Source organism: Mesorhizobium wenxiniae (assembly GCF_002284535.1).
Classification (GTDB): Bacteria; Pseudomonadota; Alphaproteobacteria; order Rhizobiales; family Rhizobiaceae; genus Mesorhizobium; species Mesorhizobium wenxiniae.
The window spans coordinates 201536-226378 of the sequence record NZ_NPKH01000033.1; the positions used below are offsets into that span (position 1 = coordinate 201536).

The following is a 24843-nucleotide window of genomic DNA, read 5'->3' on the forward strand; positions in this document are numbered from 1 at the left end:
AATGGGCGATAGTTAGCGACATGGCTAAGCATGATCCTGATCTATCGCTGCTCTTCCACGCGCTCGCTGATCCGACTCGCCGGTCGATCCTGACCCGGCTTGCCGAAACACCTGCGCAGGTGACGGATCTCGCTGGTCCCACGGGACTGCGTCTGCCCACGGTGATGCGGCACCTTTCCGTACTGGAGGAGGCAGGGTTGATCTCCACCTCCAAGGACGGGCGGATACGCACCTGCGCCATCGTGCCCGAGGCTCTGGACCCGGTGCGGTCATGGCTCGATGAGCAGCGGGCCATCTGGGAGGCTCGGCTCGACCGGTTGGACGCATTTGTGATGAATGTGATGAAGGAGCGCGCAGAATGACACAGAACGTCGCTTCAAACAGTGCGACCCGTGCGGTGCCTGATGATAGGAAAAGCCGCTTTGCGACACTCACCTTCGAACGGGACGTAGCCGCGCCATTGGCCGTACTGTGGGAGGCATGGACCGCCCCGGTCGCGCGGGCGATCTGGGCTGCGCCATCAGCCTCGGTTACCGTGGAGTTCTTGGAGGCCGACACCAGGGTGGGTGGACGCGAGATCTCGCTCTGCAAGGTAGAGGACCAGCCTGACATCCGCTGCGAGAATGGCTGGCTTGCGCTGCAGCCAGCGGTGTGCAGCGTGAACTATGAGGTGATCTCGTGCGAAGGCGTGACGCAATCAGCAGCGCTGGTGACGGCAAATCTTTCAGGCACGCACGAGCGCAGCCGGCTGGTCGTGACGGTGCAACTTTCATCGCTGGCGCAGGACATGGAAGCAGGCTACCGGGCAGGCTTTGGTGCCGGCCTGGACAACCTCGCGGGCGCGGCCGAACGAACCATGGTGCTGCAGCGGGTAATCCAGGCGCCGCGATCCATCGTGTGGGGCGCGTGGATGAACCCTGAAACGCTGCCGCAATGGTGGGGGCCGGAAGGCTTCTCCTGTCGAACGAAGAGGATCGACTTGCGAACGGGCGGCGAATGGGTTTTCGACATGATCGCGCCTGATGGCACGGTCTTCCCGAACCACCATCTCTATAACGAGGTCCGGCCCGAGGAGAGGATCGGCTATACGCTGCATTGGGGCGAGAACGGGCCGAAACATGCCGACGCCTGGGCCTCGTTCGAGGATCAGGACGGGGCAACAAAGGTAACGCTGGGCATGGTATTCAGCACGGCTGCCGAGTTCCAGGAGGCGAAGGGCTTCGGTGCCGTGGAACTGGGATTGCAAACTCTGGGCAAACTGGAACGCTTCGTCGCATCCCGCTGAAATGCTGCGACTTCCCGTCGGCTCGAATTAGGGGTTGTGGACGAGGTCCTCATCCATGTCGCGCCCGTTCTCATCGGCGACGGCATCCGCCTCTTCAGCCAGAACGGCATGGAGCCGGTCAGGCTGTAGGAGACCGAGGTCCCGGAACCGGGGCGGATCACCAACATGCGCTTCCGCTTCACGGGATAGGGCCGAGAATTCACAAAGGGGATATACGAAGAGGCGGGTTCTATGAGAAAACTGATCATATGGGACATGGTGACCGTCGACGGCTTCTTCGAAGGTCCGGACAGGGACATCAGCTGGTTCGTCTTCGAAGAAGAACTCGAGAACTACATTCGTGAGACCCAGGAAAAGGCCGACACGCTGATCTTCGGCCGCGTGACCTACGAGCTCATGGCAGCCTATTGGCCGTCCGAGCAAGGCTGGATCGCGGACTTCATGAACAAGATCGAGAAGGTGGTCTTCTCGCGCACGCTGAAAAGCGTCGACTGGAACAACACGAAGCTCTTCAACGGCAATGTCGCGGAAGAAGTCTCCAAGCTGAAGACCAGGGACGGCGGAGACATCTTCGTGTTCGGCAGCGCCGACCTCACGGCGACCCTGATGGAGCACGGCCTGATCGACGAGTATCACCTCGGGATAAACCCCGTCATTCTCGGGAGAGGCACGCTGCTCTTCAAGGGCGGCCCGAACCGGATACCCCTGAAGCATCTGGAGACGAGGACCCTTAAGTCAGGTGTTGTCATTCTCCACTACGCGCCGGAAAGCAGACAATGACGATCGATCGGCCGATGAGCTTCGGGCCCTCTGATCAGAAGTCTGGCACCTGACTCCGCACCGGTGCGCGGAATGCCAGCGGAGCAAGAACGAGTAACTCCGCCCTGAATTGCGTCAGATGCGAAATCCTATGCGAATAAGCCGACTGCTCGATCGTAAAAATGGTCGAGAGCGCAGCGCCTGGCGGCAACCCGGGCGGCTTCAAGCAATTCCTCGCGACACGAGGCGCCGTCCTTGTAGGTTGCGATGACCGCGCGCGCGATCATTTGGGCGTCCTCGTTGTCAAGCTCCGCTTCGCCGGACCGCAAAATTTCCCGAACCACACCCCTCAAGAGATCCAGTTCAATGGTTGAAAAGACGCCCATATCGGGCGCGGATGTGCACTCCACCGCCATCTGAATTCCTCCCGTCGTCACGATATCAAACACGTGAGAGATTACAACTAAAGTATTAGGCAACCGCTTCGGAGGCCGTTCGACACCCGAACACCGCTGCAACCTTGCTATGCCGCATTTGCCCGAAGTGCCGCGAAATGCTTATCTCACGTCGGGCAGACAGAAGTGGTGCCATCTCATTGCCGAAGCGTGCGCAGACAACGATCGACGTCGAGGAAATGGACGGTCGCTGGTATATTAAAGTGAACGTCGAGGGTCGCGATAGGCGCGCCCTTGGCCCCTTCAAATCACGTGAAGATGCACGGGTAATGGCGAACGAGCAGCGCGATCGATTAAGAGATGAGGCAAATATTAGCGATTGAGGCGGTTGCCGGACGCAACCCCTTACTGAAACAGGTTGCGCCGTATGACGTGCAAACGTCGCTAATGGGATCAGACCGGCTATCGGTGGAGTACTCGTGAAGAAGACTGTCGTTAGGGTTGTCTGTGCCATCGGCCAAGCGGGGCAGCTCGGCCTCGATGGTGGCCTTCCGTGGGAAGGCAACCGGTCGCCCGAGTTTGTCGCTGACGTTGCACGATTTTTCGACCTCACCAGAGGGCACGTCTTGCTCGCCGGTCCCAAGACGATCGCAAGCATTCCGGATTTTGCTCGCCCGGATCGGGAACTTGTCGTCGTTCGCTCCAGCATGGATCCGGAGGACACGCTCCGGCGCTTTGCCGGCCGTGTCGTCTTCATCGGCGGCGGTCCACCGGTGTGGGACGCCTACGCGCGCTTCGTCAGCCATTGGGATGTCACCCGGCTGCCGTATGACGGGCCGGCAGACCGCTGGTTCGACGCAAGATGGCTTACGGGAGGTGGCAACGTTGCCGGAAATCACCGCGACCAATGAAGGCTCGGATGCTGACGCCCGCTACGAACATGTAGGTGTTGGAGCCGAATGGTATTAACCTGCGCGGTCTCGGGCTTCAGCGAGCTGGCAAACGCATGGATTTCAGCACCTTCTTAGGGCGAGGCTATTTCCTCATCGGCGGCCTCATCCTGGTCGGTGCCGGGCTTCTGATCCTTTCGCTGATCGTCAATGCTCGTGTGGCACACAATGTGCGCCACGACATACGCCATCGTGAAAAGCTGCTGGAATATTATCGCAACATCTTTTCCCAGCTCGGGGTGATCCTGATCGGTATTGGCGTTTCTCTGTTCATCTTCTTTTTCCAGCAGAATTATCAGGACCAGCGCAAACGCGAAACGGAGCTGCAGCTGGTTCTCGCCAAACTGGCCGCGCGCATTGCGCGCGGTGCCGCCGTCGTCGAATACCTCAGCGAATTCGATGCGCTGCTGGATGATGGCGGGCCTTATATCAGCCCCGAACTCGGTGGAACGAATGCCGCGATCAGCGCCCACGGGGCGGAACTCGGCAAGCAGGTCGCCGAGATCCTTTTGGTAGAGCGCGACGTCGAGGTTCAAGCGTTCGAGATCCTGAACCTATCGCGCGATTTCGAAGCATCGTTCGTCGTCAACGAACTCGACCCCGCGCTGTGGTTCAACATCGTCCAGGATGAGAGCGAGATCAAATATGCCACCACTCAGCTCGTCCTCGACTACAAGGACCTGCAGGATGCGATCGGCGGAGACTCGATCGCGGTTGCGATCGCAAATCCTGAAAAGGAGGCAAAGATCAAGCAGGAGGTGCTCGACATCTTTTATGATGCCGACCTCTTGCGCCAGCGCAGCAGGAGACTTCTCGGCCGTGCGTGCTGGCTTTTCAGCAAGGGGCGCAGCTTCGTCAACCTTGGACCGGTCAACGAGATCGAGGCCGATGCCAGGTCTCACCAGGAATGGATCGATCGGTCGAAGCGCTTCCTGACGCAGTTGAAGTCTGGAAGCGGCGATTGTTTCAAATTGCTCCAGTTCAACCCGGCGTCCTGAGTTGAGAACGCGCCGGCAAAAGGCCCGCCACCCTGCGGCTCTAGGACTCAGACTCCGTTAGCTGGCTACCGCCGATGGTCGATATGGGTGGAATGTTGCCGTTCGTCTCGTCGATCGGGAACGAGAAAGTGGTTGATCCGGACGGAACTGCAAGAGTATCCCGACACGGGCGCACGCCAGTTCGGGTAGACTTGGGACTCGGATTTGCGGCGCCTGGCCTAATCGCTGCTGATGCAGAACCGGATGACCATTCTGATCCAAGGCTCTATAACAGGCCAACAGAATTGCGATGATCAAGGGGAGACGATGCGCTACATACGTCCGCTTTCAATGGAAGACGCCGTTGGCCAGTTGGCCGGCTCGTCTGGCACGGCCGCCATTCTCGCCGGAGGCAGCGACCTCCTGGTCAGGATGAAAGGCGGCTTTATCGAGCCCGACCTGATCCTCGACATCAAGGCGATCGATGGGCTCAGCGAAATCAGGGAAACGGCGGAGGGCTTCAGCATCGGTGCGGCGGTCTCCTGCGCCTTGATGGGGGAGAGCGCGGCCTTGAAAGGGGAATGGCCGGGCGTCGTCGAAGCGGCCAAGCTGATCGGCTCGAAACAGGTGCAGGGACGCTGCACCATAACAGGCAATCTTTGCAACGCCTCGCCGGCAGCCGACAGCGTGCCGGCGTTGGTAGCCGCCGGCGCTATGGCATTGATAGCCGGGCCAGCAGGCAGGCGCACCGTCGCGGTGGAGGCAGTGCCGACCGGGCCGGGCAAGACGTCGCTCGCCAAGGGCGAGATCATCGAGGCGATCCTGCTCGACAGGCGCGCGCCGCGCTCCGGCGATGCCTATCTGCGTTTCATTCCACGCACGGAGATGGACATCGCCGTGGTCAGCGCCGGGGTGAACCTGACGCTCGATGAACAAGGTGTCGTCAAATCGGCCCGCGTGGCACTGGGCGCCGTGGCGCCGACGGTGCTGCTGGTGGAAGAGGCCACCGAGGCCCTCATCGGCAGGAAGCTGGACGAAGCAGCACTTGAGCGGCTCGCCAAGGTCTGCTCCGGGGCCTGCCGTCCCATCGACGACAAGCGGGGCACCGTCGAGTTCAGAAGAAAAGTTGCGGGCGTGCTGGCCAGGCGGGCCGCCACGACCGCCTATGCACGTGCAGGAGGCAAATGATGGCTGGTGTAGCAGTCTCAACCACAATCAACGGCGACAATGTCGAGTACCTTTGCCAACCGGACGAGACGCTGCTCGACGTGCTGCGCGACCGCCTCGGGCTGACGGGCGCCAAGGAAGGCTGCGGCACCGGCGACTGCGGCGCCTGCAGCATCATTCTCGACGACCGGCTGGTGTGCTCGTGCCTGGTGCTTGGCGCGGAGGCTGAAGGCCGGCGTGTCGAGACCATCGAGGGCATGGCGCATGGCGACAGGCTGCATCCGCTGCAGCAGAAGTTCCTCGAGCACGCAGCGCTGCAATGCGGCATCTGCACGCCGGGCTTCCTGATCGCGGCGAAGGACCTTTTGGCCAAGAACCCCGACCCCACCGAGGAGGAAATCCGCTTCGGCCTCGCCGGGAACCTCTGCCGCTGTACCGGCTATGACAAGATCGTGCGCGCCGTCCAGGACGCCGCCAGCGTGATGAAGGGAGCGTGACGATGAATTTCGATCCGCGTTACTCCAATCGCAGTTTCACCTCCGTCGGCACGCGTCCCATCCGCCCCGACGGCGTCGACAAGGTGACGGGCCGCGCCCGCTACGGCGCGGACTTCAACATGGCCGGCCAATTGGTCGGGCGTGTTCTGAGAAGCCCGCACCCCCACGCCAAAATCAGGAAGATCGACACCGCGAAGGCGGAGAAGCTCGCCGGTGTGAAGGCGGTGATCACCGCGGCCGACCTGCCCGACCTTACCGACGGCGATGCCGCCATGTACGACATCCTCGACAACTGCATGGCGCGCAAGAAGGCGCTCTATGACGGCCATGCGGTCGCCGCGGTCGCCGCGGTCGACGCCCGCACGGCAAGGCAGGCGCTGAAGCTGATCGAGGTCGACTATGAGGTGCTGCTGCATGTGACCGATGTCGACGAGGCGATGAAGCACACGGCACCCCTACTTAACGACGCCATCTTCACCGAGGGCCTCGAGGAAAAGCCCGTCAAGCCTTCCAACGTCACCAAGCGCACGCAGTTTGGCCATGGCGACATCCATGAAGGTTTCGGCCAGGCCGACTTCGTCGTCAAGCGCTCCTTCAAGACCGAGCAGACGCACCAGGGCTATATCGAGCCTCATGCCTGCGTGGCGAGCGTCAGCTCCGACGGCACCGCCGACCTTTGGGTCTGCACGCAAGGCCATTTCGTCTACCGCCAGCACTGCGCCCAACTGCTTGGCATGGAAGCCTCCAAGCTGCGCGTCACCTCGTCGGAGATCGGCGGCGGTTTCGGCGGCAAGACTCACGTCTGGGCCGAGCCGGTGGCGCTGGCGCTGGCGCGCAAGGCCGGCCGGCCGGTCAAGCTGGTGATGACGCGTGACGAGGTGTTCCGCGCCTCGGGGCCGACCAGCGCCACCTCGATCGACGTCAGGATCGGCGCCCGCAAGGACGGCACGATCACCGCGGCCGAGGCGACGCTGCGCTATTCCTGCGGCCCCTATGCCGGCATGTGGGCCGAGATCGGCGCCATGACGGCGTTCGCCTGCTACAGGCTCGAGAACGTCAGGACGGTTGGCTACGAAGTGCTGGTCAACCGGCCGAAGACCGCCGCCTATCGGGCGCCGTCGGCGCCGATGGCGGCGTTTGCGGTGGAAAGTGCGATCGACGAACTGGCCAAGGAGATCGGCATGGACCCGGTCGAATTCCGGATCAGAAACGCCGCACAGGAAGGCACCAGATCTTCCTACGGCCCGGTATATGGCCCGATCGGCATCGGCCCGACGCTGGAAGCGGCGAAGAACCATCCGCACATGAAGGCTCCGCTGGGCAAGAACCAGGGCCGTGGCATGGCTTGCGGCTTCTGGTTCAACTTCGGCGGCCAGACCTGCACCGACCTCAACATCGGCATGGACGGCTCGGTCTCGCTTGCCGTCGGCACGGTCGATGTGGGTGGTTCCCGCGCGTCGCTGTCGCTGGTGGCGGCGGAGGAACTCGGCATCGCCTATGAGCAGGTCAAGGCGGTGGTCGCCGACACCTCCAGCCTTGGCTACAACGACATGACGGACGGCAGCCGCGGCACCTTCTCCTCCTCGATGGCGACGATCTCGGCCGCCCGCAACACCATCAAGATCCTGCGCGAACGCGCCGCGCAGATGTGGGACATTCCCGTCGACGACGTGGTCTGGGAAAAGGGCCACGCGATTGCTAAGGGCGAGAAGTACGGCAACCTTGCGGCGCTGTCCCTGAAGGAGATCGCGGCGGCGTCAGGAAAAACGGGCGGGCCGATCGCCGGCCACAGCGAGCTCGTCGCCGACGGGGCCGGCGTCTCCTTCGCCACCCATATCTGCGATATCGAGGTCGATCCGGAGACCGGCACCACGAGGGTCCTGCGCTACACAGTCGTCCAGGATGCCGGCAAGGCGGTGCACCCGACCTATGTCGAGGGCCAGTACCAGGGGGGTGCTGCGCAAGGCATCGGCTGGGCGCTCAACGAAGAGTATATCTACGGCAAGGACGGGCGGCTGCAGAACCCCGGCTTCCTCGACTACCGGATCCCGGTCTGCTCGGACCTGCCGATGATCGACACGCAGATCCTCGAGATCCCCAATCCCAACCATCCTTACGGGGTGCGCGGCGTCGGCGAGACCTCGATCGTGCCGCCGCTGGCGGCGATCGCCAATGCGGTGTCGAACGCAGCCGGCGTGCGCATGACGCATATCCCGATGTCGCCGCCGCGGATTCTCGCGGCGATCGAGGCGGAACGGGGAGGCTGATGGTCGAGGTGACGCTCTGGGGATCTCTCGGCGCAATCGCCGGAGGCAAGAGCAAGGTCGAGATCGAGGCGAAGGATATTCGGGAGCTGTTCAGGAAGTTGGCTGAGCAGTATCCCGGCCTCGAGCCCTACATCGACCGCGGCATCGCAGTCGCTATCGACGGGGTGATTTATCGCGACACCTGGTCGAAGGAACTGCCCGAGGGGGCGGAGATTTTCCTGCTGCCGAGGTTGGCTGGGGGGTGAGTGGGACGAGGACGCGCGGTATATAGAATGGCAGCTTTGCGCCATGAAGCGGCCGTTAACCGTCAGACCGAAAGACCAGCCTTCCGAAGTCCATCGAACAGGTGTTCGCGAGCTGCCAAATCTTTTGCTCGAAATTCGCTTGCCCAATATTGGCGCCATTCATCCGAACTATCGCTTTGCGGCGCCCAAGGCACAATCTCAACACGCCTGCGAAACGCATCTGCCATTTCGTTTGCTTCCTTGGCGCGACCAAGCTGAGCGTAAGCAGCCGCCATCCATGCATAGCACGTCAGACTGGGATGTAGCATTCGCCCAAATGCTGCAACCGATCCGTGATAGTTCCCAGCAAGGTATTCGGCCACGAGGCGGGTTTCTAAGCAACCGTCCGAAACCAGAGGGCTGCGCCGCAGTGCCTCGTCAGAGCAGGCCATGGCATGTTCCAACTCACCCGAGCACGCATGGAGCCAACCGCTGAAGCAGTAATTGTAATAGTCGTTGGGATTCAGTGCCAGCGCCTGTTCAACCTGTATTTGGGCGAGGTCCCAATCGCCCTTCACCTCCAGGTAGCTCCACGCCAATTCCAGGTGCGTCCGGCTATCATGCGGATCTAGTTCGACCGCCCGGTGGCTCAACTCAAGTATCCGATCGGCCGCAGCTTCCCGCGACACCGTCCACGGCGAATGATATTCGGCGTAGTATGATTGCGCCAGGTCGACGTAGGCAGATGCGTAGGATGGATCGAGCTCAATAGCCTTCTCAAAATGTGATCTCGCCTCCAGGACGTCGTCTTTAGACCTACCTTTGTTCAGGAAATGTCTGCCGCGGAGCCAATGGTCGTATGCGGAAAAACTTTCGGTTGGCCGCTGCAGGGCACGCGCCCGCTCGGCTCCTTCCAAGTGGCCAGGAAGGCTCGCTACAATCGTGCACGTGATCTCATCCTGCACACTGAAGATGTCCTCAATATTCCGATCGTAGTGCTCGGCCCATAAATGCTTGCCAGTGGCGGCGTCGACGAGTTGGGCTGTAACCCGGATTTGATCACGTGCTCGTCGCACACTTCCCTCAAGAAGGTACTGAACCCCGAGTTCGCGGCCAATATCGCGCACGTTGGCCGATCGGTTCTTGTATACGAACGACGAGTTCCGGGCGATGACACAGAACGAGCGGAACCGGCTCAGCTCCGTAATGATATCTTCAGCGATGCCATCCGCGAGGTACCCGTACTCCGCGTCGGTACTCACGTTGAGAAATGGAAGAACGGCAATGGAAGGTTTGTCGATAAGAGCTTCGAGCGTTGTGACCGTTGCTCGCGGCATGCCGACAACCCGGTAGACACGCACTGGTTCGGAAATGTTCTTCAGCTTTTGTATACCGAGATCTTCGAAGTTCGCATCGACCTTATTTCTGACATAGTCGAATGCAGTGCCGGAAACCAGCACGCCACCAGGCTCAGCGATTCCTTCTAGGCGTGATGAGATATTGACACCGTCACCATAAAGGTCACTCCCCTCAACGATAACGTCGCCCAAATTCACGCCGATGCGCAGCACGATGTGGCGAGCCTCTGGCAACTCACGATTCGCCTCACCCATGTTGCGCTGCAATTGGATCGCGCACTGCACAGCCTTGACAGCGCTGGTGAACTCAATCAGGGCGCCGTCGCCGGTGATCTTAAAGATGCGCCCGTGATACTGGGAAACAAGAGGCTCCAACACCCGCTTCCGCCGCGCCTTAAGCGTCGCTAATGTGGTTGTCTCGTCCCGTTCCATGAGGCGACTAAACCCGACCACGTCCGCGGCCAGAATGGCGGCGAGACGGCGTCGAGTGAGTTCTTCGGCCATTTGGGCGAATGCTCCTAACAAGCCCGGTATTCATTCTATTTGCCCGCGACCTTGGAGTCCATGTAAGGTTGTTGTTTCGCATCGGGTCAGGTCACTACGATGCCGAAAGTCCGCAGACTAAAGATATGAGCCCAGAAGCTGCCAGTCTGCTTTCGGCCCCAAGGCAGACAGTTTTCGTCAGGCCAAGTCGGGCCGCCACCAGCAATAAATTCGCCCTCCCCTAAGCCCCCAACGTCGGCTGCGTATTCACCTCCAGCGCCTCTTCCGCCTCGTCCTGCTCGCCAAGCACCTCGCCGTGCACGCCCAGCGGCCGGCCGATCCAGATCGGGTCGACCAAATGGTCGCGTTTGGGGTTGGTAGTGTTGGGGTGAATGAGGATGCTCAGGCCGCCGTGGTTCAGCATCAGCCAGGGAACCAGCGAAGCGAAAATCTCGGTGGCGAACGAGACCTGGTACATGGCCTGCTCATGCGGGCCGACCGGCTCGTCGCGCCAATTGCCCAGGCGCACACGGAAACGTTCGCCGATGCGCAGGCGCAGCCATTCGGCATGCTGCCGCTCGGCCGGCCCGTCATAGTAGACATGGGCGTGATAGCTGGCGATCTCCGCGATTTGCCTTGAGCTGGACGATCTGGGACTGGCTTTTTCGTTCACTTTACTGCTCGATGCCCCGATGTTCCATTGAGTGATTGTCGCGCCTAGCTCTCTTTGCCGCAATTGCGGACGGAAAATGGTTTCACACTTTTCCTGGAATTGCGACGTGGCTCACGCCTTTTGCCTGGTGAGGCGCTCAAGCGCATCGACGATCAGGTCACAGAATTTCGCATGGTCGAGCTTCATCGCCACAGTGTGGCGGAAGTCGGTCTGCTCGCTCGCCGTGCCGCCGAAATGATGCATGCCGCCCATCTTCTCGAAATTGCACACCGTCATGCCCTTGGTCCACCGGCCGGCAATCTCGACGCGGATATCGGCCTTCTCGGTGGTGAAGACGCTCGGGTCGATCATGGCCGCGACGCAGCATGCGTCATGGACGGCGGGATACGCGATCTGCAGGAGGCCGCCATGCGTGGTCGCTATGAACTCCCAGATATCGAGGATGAATTTGGCGATCGGGCCGCCGACGGCGCGCACCCTGTCCTGCAATTCCGGGGTGGCCTGCGCCTGGTGCGTGAGGTCGAGCCCCACCATGGTGACGTCCCAATCGGCACGGAACACCACATCGGCGGCCTCAGGGTCGGCATAGACGTTGAATTCCGCCGCGGGGGTGATGTTGCCCCTGGTATAGCTTCCCCCCATCGCGACGACCCGCTTCACCCGCTTGATGATGCGCGGCTCCTTGCGGATGGCGAGTGCGATGTTGGTGTAGGGGCCGACGGGTACCAGCGTGACGGTCTTCGGCTCATGCGCCATGACCGTGTCGATGATGAAGTCGACGGCATGCCGCCTGTCGAGCTCGAACGAGGCGGGCGGCAGCACGGGGCCGTCGAGCCCGGTATCGCCATGAATCTCGACGGCCAGCACCTGGTCGATGATGAGCGGGCCGGGAGAGCCCTTCGCGACCGGCACCTTGATGCCGTAAGCCGTGCATACGGCCAGCGCATTGCGCGTGGTGTTCTCGACATTGTGGTTGCCCGAAACCGTGGTGATGCCGAGAAGGTCGATGTTCGGGTTGCCGGCCGCCAGCAGGATGGCGATGGCATCGTCGTGCCCCGGGTCGCAGTCCAGAATGATCTTTTCCATGGATAGCGCCTTTCTGTCCGGCCGGGTCTGTGGCGATTACAGACTGCGGCGGCTGGGACCGTCAAGGTTGTCAATCGGCTTGGAGCTGAGCGCCGCATCGCGAACGCCGGCGCGGCCCCCGCTCCGTCTCGGCGAAGCCGACAACCGTCTGACCACCATTTGGCCCTAGTCACCCACGCGCGTCAGCGTGCCCAGATGATTGCCGTCGAGAAATTCCACCGTCACGGCCGCCGCCTTGCCGTCGGGGCCGATGACGAAACTTACGCCAGACGGCGCATCCGGCGTCTCGGCGTCCGGGAAGGTCAGGAACAGGTCGCCGTCGAAATGCTTCAATGAATAGGACCGCGCGCCGGCCGGCCCGACCTTGAGCACAAGAGCATCCCCCGCACTCGACACGACCGCATCGCCGATGAAGTCGTTGAAGTAACGGCCTGCATAGGCACTGGCCGGCCCGGCCGGCCTTGCCGGAGACGGTGGCGCGGCATAGGTGGCCTTGGCCGCCGCGACCGCCGGGCCGAACAGGCTCGCATAGGTATCATCCCATGCCTTGACCCAATCCTTCTCGACCGCTCCATCAAAGACGAGATCGGCGAAGCTGTCGGACAGCCCTTCCGGCACCCCTGTCGAAAAGGCGTTGGCGACGATGACGATGCCAAGCTTCTCCTCCGGGAAGAGCGTCACCAGGGTGCGGGCGCCGACGCTGAACGCGCCGGCATGACCCCAGCTCAGACCATGCCGGCCGAATTCGACATTCCAGCCGAGGCCGTAGAAGGACTCGCCGCCTGAGACGGGGTTCTTGCCGCGCGCCATCAGCGGAACATGCGTCTGGTCCAGCGCGTCGGCTTTAATGAGTGTCTCGCCCGCATAGACCCCATTGCCGAGCATCAGGCGCACCCATTGCGAGAGATCGCGTGCCGTGGAGCTGACGCCGCCCGCCGGCGACTGCGCATCCGGATCGCGCTTTACCTTCGCGGCCCAGACGCCATCGACCTTGACGTGGAGCGCGGCGCGATTGGCGTGCTTGATGAAGTCCGCATGACGGGAGCTGGTCGACGCCATTCCAAGCGGACGGTAGAGCTTCTCCTCGGCGACCTCCTCCCAGGGCTTGCCTGTCGGCTTCGCGGCCGCGACGGCACCCTCGGTCAGTCCGAAATTGCTGTATGAGTAGCCGGCACGAAAGCTCGACGATGGCGACACGAACCGCAGCCGGCGCAGTATCTCCGCGCGGTCATAGCCAATGTCCTCGAGGTCGTCTCCGGCGGTGCCGGGAAGTCCGCTGCGGTGCGAAAACAGGTCGCGAACCGTGAGTTCGCTGGTCGGATAGGGCTCGGACAGCCGGAAGGCCGGATCGAGATCGGCGATTTTCGTATCCCAGGAAACAATCTCGTCGCTGACCAGTGCCGCCACTATCGTTGCTGAGACCGGCTTGGAGAGCGAGGCGATCTGGAACACCGTGTCGGCATCGACGGCCTCCGGTTTGCCGGCCTCGCGATGCCCGAAACCCTTGAGGAAGACCACTTTGTCGTCATGCACGACCCCGATGGCGAGACCAGGCACCCCGCCATCCGCGACGACGCCTTTAGCGAGTGCCTCGAGCTTCGACAGGGCTGCCGCGATCCGGTCAGGCGTAATGGTGTCGGCCGACGCCGCATGCGGCGAAAGCACCATGACGGCGATGAAGGCCCGCATCCCCCAACGGCGGAAAGTCCGACCCAGGCCCACGCTCGAGTTCCCCCTATGCCGTGCAAGCACTGGCCATACTACAGGCCGACGCAGGAAAGGCCAACCCTCGCCTGCGCGGCTAGAGCGAAGTGCGCAGTGCGACACCAAGCGGCCATCCCTGGGAACCAGCCGGTCAACGGTATCGAACCGACCACCGCTCAGCGGCGACGACCGTCATGAAGAACCCGATCGACAACAGCGATGAGAGCACGATGGCGGCGTAGAGCCGGTCGGACTGATAGTTGAAGGTCGCCTGGATGATCAGCGAGCCGAGACCTTTGTCGGAGCCGATCCATTCGCCGACGATCGCGCCGATCACCGCGGTCGCCGAGGCGATCCGCAGCGAGGCGAAAAGCATTGGCAGCGCGCGCGGCAGGCGCAGGCGCCAGAATATTTCCCAACGCGTCGCCGACAGCACGCGGAACAGCTCGTGCTCGCTGGGGCTCGCCGATTCCAGCCCCCGGATCATGTTGATGAGCGTTGGGAAGAAACAGATCACTGCAGCGATCACGATCTTGGGCAGCATGCCGAGGCCGAAGATGAGGATGACGACCGGCGCCAGCGCAAGCACCGGGATCGTATTGAAGAACAGCACGACCGGAAAATAGGCTGCCTGAAGCGTACGGCTGTGCACGAAGACGATCGCCAGCAGCACTGCGGCGAGGTTGCCGAGGACGAAGCCGGAGAGCGCCTCGATGGCCGTCGGCCAGAGGTTCGACAGGAGAAGTGAGCCGTTCCTGGCAAACACGCCCGCTATCGCGGTCGGCGTCGGAACGATATATGCCGGCACGCCGGCGAGCGGCAGCAGGAATTGCCATGCGAGAATGAGCGAGCCGGCGCCGAGGATCGGCAGCACGGTCTGTGCGAAGGGCGAAAGCGCGCCGCGGTTCACGAGGCCGCCCCAAGGGCGGAGCGCATCCTGGCCATCGCCGCGACGATTGCCGGATCCTCGCGCGAGCATCTGTTGTCCGGCCCCTTCAGCGGACGAAGGTCGTGGTCGGCGACGATCCGTCCGGGATGGGCCGCAAGCACGATTACGCGCTGCCCGAGATAGACGGCTTCGGCAATGGAATGCGTGACGAACAGCACGGTCGTTCCGGTCCGCCGCCAAAGGTTCAGCAGTTCGTCGTTGAGGCGATCGCGGGTGATCTCGTCAAGAGCGCCAAAAGGTTCGTCCATCAGAAGCAAACGTGGCTCGCCAAGCAGCGCCCGGGCGATCGCCAGCCTTTGGCGCTGTCCGCCGGAAAGCTGATGCGGCAGGCGCTCACTGAGCGCCGACAGGCCGACGAGTTCGAGCAGTTCGTCGGCCCGGTCGTCTATCATGCGCGACAGGCTGCGGCGGCCCACCTGGATCGGCAGCCGTACATTCTCGCGCGCCGTGCGCCACGGCAAAAGCGTCGATTCCTGGAAGACGAAGCCCACGCCGCGGCCGGAGCGCACCGCCGACGGCGTTTCGCCCATCACGCGTATCGTGCCCGCGAGTGGCGCCAAAAGATCGGCGACAACCCGCAGAAACGTCGACTTTCCGCACCCCGAAGGCCCGAGGATGGACAGGAACGTCCCGGCCTCCACTGTCAGTTCGAGACCGGAGATCACCGTCACGGGCGAGTGCCGGCCGGGATAGCCGACGTCGAGCCCGGAAGTTTCGATGGCCGGCGCGGCCATCAAGAGGCAGGCGCGCCGAGCTTCGGCCGTTCAGCCGCACTGAGTTCGAGAATCTCAGTCGTATAGACGTCCTCGGCCTTCGGCCTGCCGTTCGGATACTGGCCAATCTGGTCAAGCAGCGCGATCTGGCTCTCGATCGAGGCAGGATCGAAGGTGCCCCATCCATCCTTTTTCGTATTGTCGTCGAACGACAGTTTCAAGACCAGGGGGATCGTCTTCTTTTCCCAACCTGCGTCGATCTCGGGATAGGCAGCGACGAGCTTGTCGACCGCCTGTTCGGGATTGGCGTGGACCCAGCCCCACCCCTTGGCAACCGCGCCGATGAATTTCGCCAGGATCTCGGAATTGGATTCGATGGCGCTGTCGGTTGCGAAATAGACGTCGGCATAGGACGCCAGGCCCAGCTCCGACAACAGAAGATCGATGCGATCATCCCCGACGACGCTGAGCGCCTGCGTGTTGGTGATCCAGCCGCCGATCGCATCCACGTCGCCACGAACCAGCGGCGCCTTGTCGAAGCCGACATTGACGATGGTGACTTCGGAAGGGTCGATCTTGTTCTTCGCGAGCATCGCGTCGATGGCGAAGCGCGCGGTCGGCTGCGTGCCGATCCGCATGCCCTTCAGATCCGCCACCGACCGGATCGGCTTTTCCGGTTTCGACGTCAGCGCATAGGGCCCGGTGCGGTAGCCGCAGGCGATGATCTTTATCGGAACGCCGCTCGCCCGCGCGGCATAGAGCTGAGGCGATTCGGAGAATTGGCCGAGTTGGGCGGCACCGGACACGACCGGCGGCACGGTGGCGGCGTTCGGTCCGCCGGGGCTGAATTCGACTTCGAGCCCGGCTTCTGTGAAGTAGCCATTGGCGACGGCTGCCACGTCGCCGATCTGGCCGTTCGACATCAGCCAGTCATACTGGACGACGAGCTTGGCGGCAGCCGAGGCGCTGGCGCCAAACAGCTGAAGTCCCGGCCCGAAGGCCGCCAGGCCGGCGGCGCCGGCCTTCAGGATCGATCTGCGATTCCACTGCGATGCGTTCCCACTCATCTTCTTGCTCCTTTGTTGGACTTTGTTTGCATGCGGCGCGGCCCTTCTTGCGAGGCCGTCGCGATCCAATCACACTTGCGTGTCGTGATAGTCGCCCGGTCCCGCGCCGGTCCAGGCGTAGAGCTCCCACAGTGTGCCATCCGGATCGTGGAAGTAGGCGCAGCGCGCGTTCCAGACATAGTCGCCGGGCGGCCCGATGAACGGCACGCCCTTGTCCGACAGTTCGGCGTAGAGCCGGTCGACCTCGCCGGCGCTTTCGAGTTCCATCGCGACGCACGCCTTGTGCGCCTGCTTCGGTGAGCGGACATTCGAGACGCCGCAGTGGCGATTGATGTGGTCCAGTTCCCATGCGGCGAGCGTCACGCGCTCGGAATGAAAATCGACAAAGCCCTCGGCGCGGCGTCTGATCCGGTAGCCGAGCTTGTGCGTATAGAAGTCGATGGTGCGGTCGATATCCTCAACAAGCAGGCAGATATCGGTGATTGCCTTGGTCTGGCCGAGCGACATGGTCATTTGCCTCGATTGATCGCGGTGAGTTCGACGCCTACCCGCGATGCCGCGCCGTCGATGTGCCGGCGCATCGCCTCGCCGGCAGCCTGCGGATCATGCGCGGCGAGCGCGTCGTAGATTCGCACGTGCTCGGCGACATTGACCTCGACCAGGTCGTGGAGCGGATTGGTGAGGCGGGCATAGTGGATCGACTGGCGGATCTGCTCGCAGACGAAGGAAATGAAGGTGTGGATGTAGCTATTGCCAGTGGCCCGGGCGATCGCCCGATGGAAAAGCAGATCGGCCTCGATGCTGCCATCCTCCCAGCGCTCCTCGCCGCCCATGCGGTCCAGCGCAGCCTTGATCGCGTCAAGATCATCGGATGTACAGCGCGCCGCCGCGAGTGTGGCGGACTCGGTCTCCAGAATGCTGCGCAGTTCGAAGAGATGCTCCATGTTGCGCTGGTCTTTCAGTGCTTCACGGTCGATCCGGATGGCTGTCCGCTGTTCCGGCGCCATGACGAATGCGCCCACCCCCTGACGCGCCTCGATCATGCCATCGGCGCGAAGCTGCGCGATCGCTTCCCTGACAACATTGCGGCTGACGCCGAACTTGTCGGCGAGCTGGCTTTCGGTGGGAAGCCGGGCTCCCGGGATGATGTCGCCGCCCTCGATCTCACGGCTCAGATGCGAAGCGACGCGATGCGGAAGCGCCTCCACGCTGCCGATGATGGACGAACGCTGCTTCATGCCGCTTTCCCTACAAATCGCCCGGACCAGGCATGAGACACGCGGGATTGAACAGGCCTGCCGGATCGAAGGCTGCCTTGATCGCGGTATGAAGCTGCCGCTCGCGCTGCGACAGGCCGGCCCAGAACACGTGACTGCGGCTGCGACCGACGCCATGCTCGGCACTGAACGAGCCGCCGAGCGCGCCGACCAGTTCATAGAGTCGGGTCAAAACCGCCTGGCCCACGGCCCTCGCTTCGCCGGGATCGCAATCTATGGGAGGCAGCACGTTGAAATGGATGTTCCCGTCGCCCGCATGGCCATAGGTCAGGGATGTCCAGCCTGGCCACTCGCGCACGATGCACGCGCGTGCTTGCTCGATCAGCTTCGGCACCTGGCTGAGGCGAACCGAGAGGTCGGTGCGGACATGAAAGCCGCGCCGCGCCTGCCCCTCGACCAGGCCCTCACGGATGGCCCAGAATGCGGCGGCCTGCGAGCGGCTTTGCGCGACGACACCGTCCTTGATCAGGTCGGTCTCAAGGGCGCGCGCCAGCATCGTTTCAAGAAGTCCGCCGGCGTCTATCCCTGGCCCACAGGCGAGTTCGACGATCGCATGAACCGGACATTCTTGTGTCAACGGTGAGCGCAGGTTCGGATCGATGAGATGGGCCAGCGGCAGGCACTCCTCGCCGATGACCTCAAACGCGCTGAGAAGATCGGAGCAGAAATGCCGCGCCATCCGGAACAGTTCGCATGCCTGGCGGAAGCTGCCCAGTCCGACATAGGCGGTCTCGACCTGCGTCGGCCGGGGCGAGAGCCTTACCTCGACGCCCGTGACGACCCCGAGCGTTCCTTCCGAGCCGATCATCAATTGCTTCAGGCTGTAGCCGCGATTGTCCTTGCGCAGCCCATTCATGCCGTTCGACAGTGTGCCGTCCGGCAGAACCGTCTCAAGCCCGAGCACCAGATCACGCGTCATGCCGTAGCGCAGCACATTGATGCCGCCGGCATTTGTCGCGACATTGCCGCCGATCGTGCACGATCCCTGCGCACCAAGCGCAAGAGGGAAGGTCATGTCGGCTGCTTCAGCGGCGTCCTTGACGTCCTGCAGCACGGCACCGGCGTCGGCTTGCAGCGTGAAGTCGAGCGGATCGACGCAGCGTATCCGATTGAGACGCTCAAGCGACAGCACTGCGTAGTCCGAACTATCGGGAATGGCGCCACCGGCAAGTCCGGTATTGCCACCTTGCACGACGATGGCGACACCGATTTGCGAGCACCATCTCACAAACGCCTGGACATCTTCCACGGATCCTGGACGCAAGATGAAGCGGGCACTTCCGCGCCTGTCGCGGCTCCAATCGATGAGGTACCGTTCTGCCAGCGGCGACTGGCCGTCTATCAGCGCATCATTCGCCAACTGGGCAGGTAGCTCAACAATTCCGCCGGAAGCTTCGCGTTGAAGAGATGGGTGATCCGTAGGCATGAGTCTGATCATACGGTCATCCTACAACTTCGCAAGCCCATTCTCTCGGTGGGCAGTCATTACTTCGGCGGCGATCCGCGAGCGCACCCGCCTCACAACCGGGATTCTCGCGCCTGAACTGTTCTCACCCCTCGTGAAATGCTAGCCTTCATTTTGGCTAAGACGGTGCGAAACGGACATGAAGCAGCGCAACCCTGACGATCCCTTGGCGATTGTCGCAACGCCGGAGGCGGCCGCATCGGTTGTCTACGGCATCTACGAGTCATGGCCTCGGTGGGACGCGCCTGGCAGCTCGTGCCGAGAACCTGGAAGCGCGATTGGTTCTTGCTACAGCGCCGCCTGTGAGAGCGAAATACCGGGATCGCCATCGACAAATGCGGCCGGGCCGCTTCCGCCCTTGTCGTCGATGGTCGGCTGTCCGACCGATTCGAACTTGAAGCCAAGCCGATAGGGGATCTCAATGTCGGAATTATTCTCGCTCAACGGCCGTGTCGCGTTGGTCACGGGTGCTTCGCGTGGTCTCGGCTTCGCAATGGCCAAGGCACTTGCGGAAAACGGCGCGACGGTGATCGTCAATGCCCGCGATCCGGCCGCCCTCGCCGCAGCGGCCGAAAGCATCGGGGCCGAAGCGCTGCCATTCGATGTCACCGACGCAGCGATCTCAAGGGCGTCGCTGGAAGGAATCGTCGAACGCCACGGCCGCCTCGATATTCTGGTCAACAACGCCGGCATCCAGCATCGAAGTCCGTTGGTCGAATGGCAGGACGAGGATTTCAACCATGTGATTGCCGTCAATCTGTCGGCCTGCTTCCGCATCATGCGCGACGCGGTGCGCCTGATGCTGCCAAACAAGTTCGGGCGCATAATAAACACCGGATCGGTTGCAGCGATACTTGGCCGTCCCACCATTCACGCCTATGTGGCGGCAAAGGCGGGTCTGCACGGGCTGACACGCTCCACGGCCGCTGAGCTGGGCCGTCACGGCATCACCGTCAACGCGATCGCCCCCGGCTATTTCGCCACCGAGCTCAATACCGCGCTTATGAGCGACGAGGCCTTCACCAAATGGGTCGAGACACGAACCCCGGCGGGCCGCTGGGCCCAGCCTGAGGAGCTCGGCGGAGCCGTGGTGTTTCTCGCCTCCGACGCTGCCGCCTACGTCAACGGACATGTATTGGCCGTTGACGGTGGGCTATCGGTTTCCCTCTGACCTGCGAACTGCCTTGCAGGAAAAATTTCCGCCGGGCAGTCTCGACGAAGTCGACGAAAACGATGAACTTGGCCTGCGATGTCAGCTTTGACGCTATTGGCGCCCTTGCACTACTCTCTGAAGGCTTTGTCGACCTGTTCAGTCAACGGGTCGAGCAGATAAGCCAGGGCAGTTTTCTCGCCCGACTGAATGAAAGCCTCAGCAGGCATGCCGGGGCGGATCGGTTCATGGGCCTCTAGCCCCGCCAGGTCAGCAGAATTGAGCACAATGTCGACTTCGAAGAACTGAATACGGGACTGGGCATCTGTCGAGAGGTCTGCGCCGATCATAGCGACCTGTCCGTTCACCTCTGGTGTGGTTTTCTGATTAAATGACAACAGGCGGACCCGCACGGGTTGGCCGAGCCAGATCGCGTTGATGTCACGAGGACGGACCCGTGCACGGAGAACCAGCGGATCCGACTCTGGAACAATGAGCATTAGCGTCTCGCCCGGACCGACCACTCCGCCGACCGTGTGAATGGCTAGCTCATGCACGAATCCCGACTGCGGCGCGATTACATCGATCCGGTCAATGCGCTCCTGCGCAGCTTGGCGCTGCTCGCGAAGTGATCCGACCTTTGTTCTTACTTCCGCAATCGCAGTCAGCACTTCGGAGCGCCAGTCATCGTCGACTTGTATTGCTCTAAGTCCCACTTCGCTGACAGCACCTCTCAGTTTCGCGATTTCGGCAACGAGCCGGCCAATATCGCCCTCTACGTCTGCCTTTTCACGTTCAAGATCCAAGACGCGGTTCTTCTGAACCAATCCATCCTTTAGCAGACCCTGCATTGTCTCGAGCTCCGCAGCCGCGATCGCCAGCTGCCGTTTTCTGCCTTCGAGTTGGGCTTCCATGCCGCTGATCTGATTTTTGATTTGATTAACCTGTTCAGCAAGTTGACGCTTTTTCCCTGCAACAACTTCCAAGCGCGACGCAATTAGCTTTTGCTGACTGTCAAATATACGCTCAAGTTCAGATTTCGGCATCAACTTTACAAGTTCTGAAGGAAACTCCAACTCGGCAAGTCCGTCGCGTTCCGCTTCGAGTCTTTTTAGTTCGACTTCCAATTCAGCCAACTGTGCGATGATGATTGCAAGCCGCGCACGGGGCTCAGATGGATCAAGCCTCATGATTACTTCGCCCGCATGCACCCGGTGGCCATTCTCCACGTTTAGTTCAAGGACAATTCCGCCCTCGAGATGCTGCACTTTCTTCGCGTTTGAGCGAACAACGATTTGGCCTGGCGCGATCACCGCACCCGAAATGCTTGCGGTCGCGGCCCAGCCGCCCAGAACGAGAACGAGAGTTGCTATGACCACAAATCCGGCTCGTTGTGTCCGTCTGAGCGAAACAGAAAAATTGCTTTCGCGGTCCTCACTCATTGCCGGCCCTCATCACGGTAACATTGTTACCTTGGTGCGGCCCCGGTACGACCACTTGGGTGACTTGTCGAAGGACCTCGTCTTTCGGGCCGAAGGCGACCTGCTTGCCGCCGCGCAGATAGAGCAGCATGTTGACCGCATTGATCGCGCTGGGGCGGTGGGCGATCACAATGATGGTCGCGCCGCGGTCGCGCGTCGCTTTGATCGCTTGCGAAAGGGCTTGGTCGCCCTCGGCGTCTAGGTTCGAATTAGGCTCGTCGAGAACAACAAGTGCAGGATCACCATAGAGGGCGCGGGCCAGCGCGATTCTTTGGCGCTCTCCCGCGGATAGCGCCACGCCGCCCTGGCCGACCAGGGTCCCGTATCCATTGGAGAAGGATAAGATCAGTTCGTGAACGCCGGCGAGCTTGGCGGCGTGAAGAACGGCCTTCGCATCTGCATTCGGCTCGAATCGCGAGATGTTTCTGGCTACCGAACCTGGAAACAACACCGCATCCTGCGGCAAGTAGCCGAGTTGGCGCCCGAGAACATCGCGGTTCCACTGGTCGTGCGTCGAGCCGCTTATCCGGATTTCGCCTCTGACGAGAGGCGCAATTCCAAGTATAGCGTGTGCAAGCGTCGTCTTGCCCGCGCCCGAGGGTCCGATGATGCCGAGGCCGTCACCCGGGTTCAGCTTGAAGGAGATGCCGGCGAGCAGCGGCTCCTTCCGAGCGGAAGCCACGCAGACAATATCCGAAATCGACACCGCTCCATTGAGTGGAGGAAGCTCCATTGGGTCGGACGCTGTTACTTCGGCGGCATTGAGCAACTGCGAGACCCTGCGGGACGAACGAACCATTCCCAGCACGCTTCGCCAATGGACGATGGCCTGCTCGACAGGTGAAAGTGCGCGTGCCAGCAGTATGGACGCGGCAACCATCACTCCACCGCTGATTTCCTGGCCGATAGCTAGATAGGCGCCGACGGCCAGTATTCCGGACTGAAACAGAAGTCGTGTCGCTTTTGACATCGCGGACAGGGTTCCGAGCCTGTCGGAAAGTCCGTTCGACAAAAGTACCGCTTCTTGGACTTTCGATTCCCAGAGCGACCGCAGATTGGATTCCATGCCTAGCGCGACGGCGGGCGCTGCCTGACGCCGGCTTTCGTCTGCAAGGCGCTGGGCTGACTCGGCGGCGGTGGAGGCTGCGAGTTGCGGTGCGCGGGTAAGCCATTCATTTGCAACTGCAAAGCAAGCAAGCACCGATGCAGCGCCCACCGCGAACCATCCGAGCCATATGTGGAGCAGAAAAATCACGCCGATATAAAGCGGCACAAACGGCGCATCGAAAAACATCCCGGGCCCCGGGCCGGAAATCCAACCGCGAATGGTTTCGAGATCGCGGATCGAAGGACCGGCGTTTCCAGCGCCCCGCCACGCATCCGATTGAACTGCAGAAAAGACCGGACCACGCAGAATTTCGTCAAGTCGCCCGGCAAGGCGGGCAAGAACGCGCGATCGCATTGCGTCAAGCATCCCCATGAATGCGAAAAGCACGACGACCAGGATTACAAGTGCTACCAGCGTTTGAACACTGCCGCTGGAAAGCACTCGGTCATAGACCTGCAGCATGAACAAAGGGCCGGTCATCAGTAGAAGATTGACCACGCAACTGAACAGGGCAAGTGCGCAGATGGGCTTGCGCACTTGCTGGCGTAACGTCCTAAGCGGTCCGACACCAGTCATCGTCGATACTCGTTCACAGATGGAAATCGTCGGCTGTGAGAGTAACGAGGCCCGAAAGCTGGATCTCGAAATCGGCCGTTGTGTTCCCGTCTACATCGCCGTGTATGATTGTGAGATTGTTGGCGGTATCGTGATACCAAGTGATGCTGTTTGCCTGCACTCCGGGATCGATTGCAGGAGTCGCATTGGCGACGAAAGTAAATGCCTGATCGCCAACAAATCCCACCTGTGTCTTTGCGTCGATGGTCGACAAATCAATCTTGTCGCTTTCCGCCTGGCTGAAATCGACGATAACATCCCGGTTGCCGGATCCAATCGGCATTTCATTCGGCGCAAGGAAAACGAAAGTATCCGCATTGGCGCCGCCGGTCATGGTGTCCTTGCCGAGGCCACCCTGGATGCGGTCCGCTCCTGCATTACCATTGATCGTGTCGTTTTCGCCGCCGCCGATGAGCACGTCGTTGAAGGTCGACCCGTTCAGTGTATCGGCGAAATTGGTCCCGATCACACCTTCGATATTCTTGTATGTGTCGGTTCCAAGGCTCGCGGCGCTAGCGTTGAAAACTGTGTCGCTCGCGCTCTGAACCAAGGTGAAATTGAGCCCTGCCCCCGTTCCGTCTGAAAAATCGATGAGGTCGATATCGGTCCCGGCACCTTGCCCATCGATTGTATCACTTCCGGCACCGCCTCGAAGTATGTCGCTTCCGGCACCGCCTCGAAGGGTATCTGTACCAGCGCCTCCAATGAGTATGTCAATTGAGGGACCACCGTCGTCGACGTCGGTGCCATTTCCGCTATCGATATAGGATGCTTGGTAAGACGCTGGGGTTGCGTACTGAGTTAGCAGATTTACATTGTCTCCATTGACAGTATCAATCGATACAGTGCCGGTGGTAAGCCCTCCGTTTCCATCTGATACCTGGTATGTAAACGATCCGGCATTGACCGTGTTGTTCGATAGAGGGTCTGTATTGTACGTTATGGTTTGACTGACCGCGTTGTACGTAACATTCGCCCCAGAAACAGACACTATCTGCAATTTATCCGAGTCGCCGTCCGTATCATTGCCCAGAAGAACAGCGGCAGAAAATATTGCCGTCGTGTCATTGGATATAACAAGCTTGTCATTCACGGTCACCGGCGCTGCATTTACCGCGCTGACGGTGACGTTGACCGTTGCGGTCTCGGTGACGCCGCCCGAGGTCACCGTGTAGGTGTAGCTGTCGGTGCCG

25 protein-coding genes are annotated in these 24843 nt (G+C 61.4%); 10 read left to right on the forward strand and 15 right to left on the reverse strand.

Annotated features, from left to right (window positions below; all coding sequences use genetic code 11):
* Nucleotides 1–20 precede the first annotated feature (20 nt).
* The 3 genes from CIT31_RS26260 (at nt 21) to CIT31_RS26275 (ending at nt 2065) form a co-directional block, all read left to right on the forward strand.
* Nucleotides 21–362 (forward strand): ArsR/SmtB family transcription factor, encoded by a 342-nt coding sequence (locus tag CIT31_RS26260; protein WP_095520969.1) that lies wholly within the window; start codon nt 21–23, stop codon nt 360–362.
* Nucleotides 359–1285 carry an SRPBCC family protein gene (locus tag CIT31_RS26265; protein WP_095520970.1) on the forward strand — a complete coding sequence of 309 codons (927 nt, stop codon included), beginning with the start codon at nt 359–361 and terminating at the stop codon, nt 1283–1285. Before CIT31_RS26260 ends, CIT31_RS26265 begins: the two co-directional genes overlap by 4 nt.
* Nucleotides 1286–1516: 231 nt before the next feature.
* Entirely contained in the window at nt 1517–2065 is a 549-nt protein-coding gene (locus tag CIT31_RS26275) for a dihydrofolate reductase family protein (RefSeq protein WP_095520971.1), read from the forward strand.
* Nucleotides 2066–2193: 128 nt separating this feature from the next.
* Here the strand turns inward: CIT31_RS26275 and CIT31_RS26280 are convergent, their stop codons facing one another.
* Nucleotides 2194–2493, reverse strand: coding sequence for a hypothetical protein (locus CIT31_RS26280; protein ID WP_133116209.1), 300 nt, complete (start codon nt 2491–2493; stop codon nt 2194–2196).
* A 425-nt stretch (nt 2494–2918) separates the two neighbouring features.
* On the opposite strand from CIT31_RS26280, the gene CIT31_RS26290 reads away from it, so the two are divergent.
* The 6 genes from CIT31_RS26290 (at nt 2919) to CIT31_RS26315 (ending at nt 8542) form a co-directional block, all read left to right on the forward strand.
* The gene (locus CIT31_RS26290) at nt 2919–3350 is read left to right on the forward strand and encodes a dihydrofolate reductase (protein ID WP_095520974.1); all 432 of its coding nucleotides are present in this window, start codon (nt 2919–2921) and stop codon (nt 3348–3350) included.
* Nucleotides 3351–3445: 95 nt separating this feature from the next.
* Entirely contained in the window at nt 3446–4387 is a 942-nt protein-coding gene (locus CIT31_RS26295; RefSeq protein ID WP_095520975.1) for a hypothetical protein, read from the forward strand.
* Between the two features lie 306 nt (nt 4388–4693).
* A complete protein-coding gene (locus CIT31_RS26300; RefSeq protein WP_065008610.1) occupies nt 4694–5554 on the forward strand; it encodes an FAD binding domain-containing protein in 861 nt (286 codons plus the stop codon).
* Nucleotides 5554–6030, forward strand: coding sequence for a (2Fe-2S)-binding protein (locus tag CIT31_RS26305; protein ID WP_095521021.1), 477 nt, complete (start codon nt 5554–5556; stop codon nt 6028–6030). The genes CIT31_RS26300 and CIT31_RS26305 overlap by 1 nt, the downstream gene beginning before the upstream one ends.
* Before the next feature lie 2 nt (nt 6031–6032).
* On the forward strand, nt 6033–8297 hold the full coding sequence (locus CIT31_RS26310) for a xanthine dehydrogenase family protein molybdopterin-binding subunit (RefSeq protein ID WP_095520976.1): 2265 nt from the start codon (nt 6033–6035) through the stop codon (nt 8295–8297).
* Nucleotides 8297–8542, forward strand: a complete 246-nt coding sequence (locus CIT31_RS26315; protein ID WP_095520977.1) for a MoaD/ThiS family protein — start codon at nt 8297–8299, stop codon at nt 8540–8542. Before CIT31_RS26310 ends, CIT31_RS26315 begins: the two co-directional genes overlap by 1 nt.
* A 62-nt stretch (nt 8543–8604) precedes the next feature.
* Here the strand turns inward: CIT31_RS26315 and CIT31_RS26320 are convergent, their stop codons facing one another.
* The 11 genes from CIT31_RS26320 to CIT31_RS34435 form a co-directional block, all read right to left on the reverse strand.
* Nucleotides 8605–10383 carry an adenylate/guanylate cyclase domain-containing protein gene (locus CIT31_RS26320; protein WP_095520978.1) on the reverse strand — a complete coding sequence of 593 codons (1779 nt, stop codon included), beginning with the start codon at nt 10381–10383 and terminating at the stop codon, nt 8605–8607.
* Nucleotides 10384–10603: 220 nt separating this feature from the next.
* On the reverse strand, nt 10604–11035 hold the full coding sequence (locus CIT31_RS26325; protein WP_095520979.1) for a DOPA 4,5-dioxygenase family protein: 432 nt from the start codon (nt 11033–11035) through the stop codon (nt 10604–10606).
* A gap of 111 nt (nt 11036–11146) precedes the next feature.
* Nucleotides 11147–12121: a nucleoside hydrolase gene (locus CIT31_RS26330; protein ID WP_095520980.1), complete on the reverse strand. Its 975-nt coding sequence runs from the start codon at nt 12119–12121 to the stop codon at nt 11147–11149.
* 165 nt (nt 12122–12286) lie between these two features.
* A complete protein-coding gene (locus CIT31_RS26335) occupies nt 12287–13810 on the reverse strand; it encodes a serine hydrolase (RefSeq protein ID WP_095520981.1) in 1524 nt (507 codons plus the stop codon).
* A 166-nt stretch (nt 13811–13976) separates the two neighbouring features.
* Nucleotides 13977–14735, reverse strand: a complete 759-nt coding sequence (locus tag CIT31_RS26340; RefSeq protein WP_245316468.1) for an ABC transporter permease — start codon at nt 14733–14735, stop codon at nt 13977–13979.
* Nucleotides 14732–15508, reverse strand: coding sequence for an ABC transporter ATP-binding protein (locus CIT31_RS26345; RefSeq protein ID WP_095520983.1), 777 nt, complete (start codon nt 15506–15508; stop codon nt 14732–14734). Before CIT31_RS26345 ends, CIT31_RS26340 begins: the two co-directional genes overlap by 4 nt.
* Entirely contained in the window at nt 15508–16554 is a 1047-nt protein-coding gene (locus CIT31_RS26350; protein WP_095520984.1) for an ABC transporter substrate-binding protein, read from the reverse strand. Before CIT31_RS26350 ends, CIT31_RS26345 begins: the two co-directional genes overlap by 1 nt.
* A 69-nt stretch (nt 16555–16623) precedes the next feature.
* Nucleotides 16624–17061 carry a VOC family protein gene (locus CIT31_RS26355; RefSeq protein ID WP_425350662.1) on the reverse strand — a complete coding sequence of 146 codons (438 nt, stop codon included), beginning with the start codon at nt 17059–17061 and terminating at the stop codon, nt 16624–16626.
* A gap of 2 nt (nt 17062–17063) precedes the next feature.
* On the reverse strand, nt 17064–17792 hold the full coding sequence (locus CIT31_RS26360) for a FadR/GntR family transcriptional regulator (protein WP_095520986.1): 729 nt from the start codon (nt 17790–17792) through the stop codon (nt 17064–17066).
* A 10-nt stretch (nt 17793–17802) separates the two neighbouring features.
* A complete protein-coding gene (locus tag CIT31_RS26365) occupies nt 17803–19269 on the reverse strand; it encodes an FAD-binding oxidoreductase (RefSeq protein WP_425350658.1) in 1467 nt (488 codons plus the stop codon).
* Between the two features lie 315 nt (nt 19270–19584).
* On the reverse strand, nt 19585–19740 hold the full coding sequence (locus CIT31_RS34435) for a hypothetical protein (RefSeq protein WP_165778558.1): 156 nt from the start codon (nt 19738–19740) through the stop codon (nt 19585–19587).
* Here CIT31_RS34435 and CIT31_RS26370 point away from each other — a divergent pair.
* Nucleotides 19718–20467, forward strand: coding sequence for a glucose 1-dehydrogenase (locus CIT31_RS26370; RefSeq protein ID WP_095520987.1), 750 nt, complete (start codon nt 19718–19720; stop codon nt 20465–20467). The genes CIT31_RS34435 and CIT31_RS26370 overlap by 23 nt on opposite strands.
* Nucleotides 20468–20577: 110 nt before the next feature.
* On the opposite strand, the gene CIT31_RS26375 is transcribed toward CIT31_RS26370, so the two are convergent.
* The 3 genes from CIT31_RS26375 to CIT31_RS26385 form a co-directional block, all read right to left on the reverse strand.
* Nucleotides 20578–21888, reverse strand: coding sequence for an HlyD family type I secretion periplasmic adaptor subunit (locus CIT31_RS26375; protein ID WP_095520988.1), 1311 nt, complete (start codon nt 21886–21888; stop codon nt 20578–20580).
* Nucleotides 21881–23572, reverse strand: coding sequence for a type I secretion system permease/ATPase (locus CIT31_RS26380; RefSeq protein WP_165778559.1), 1692 nt, complete (start codon nt 23570–23572; stop codon nt 21881–21883). The genes CIT31_RS26375 and CIT31_RS26380 overlap by 8 nt, the downstream gene beginning before the upstream one ends.
* Before the next feature lie 52 nt (nt 23573–23624).
* The coding region (locus tag CIT31_RS26385; RefSeq protein WP_133116210.1) for an Ig-like domain-containing protein at nt 23625–24843 on the reverse strand (1219 nt) is incomplete at its 5' end.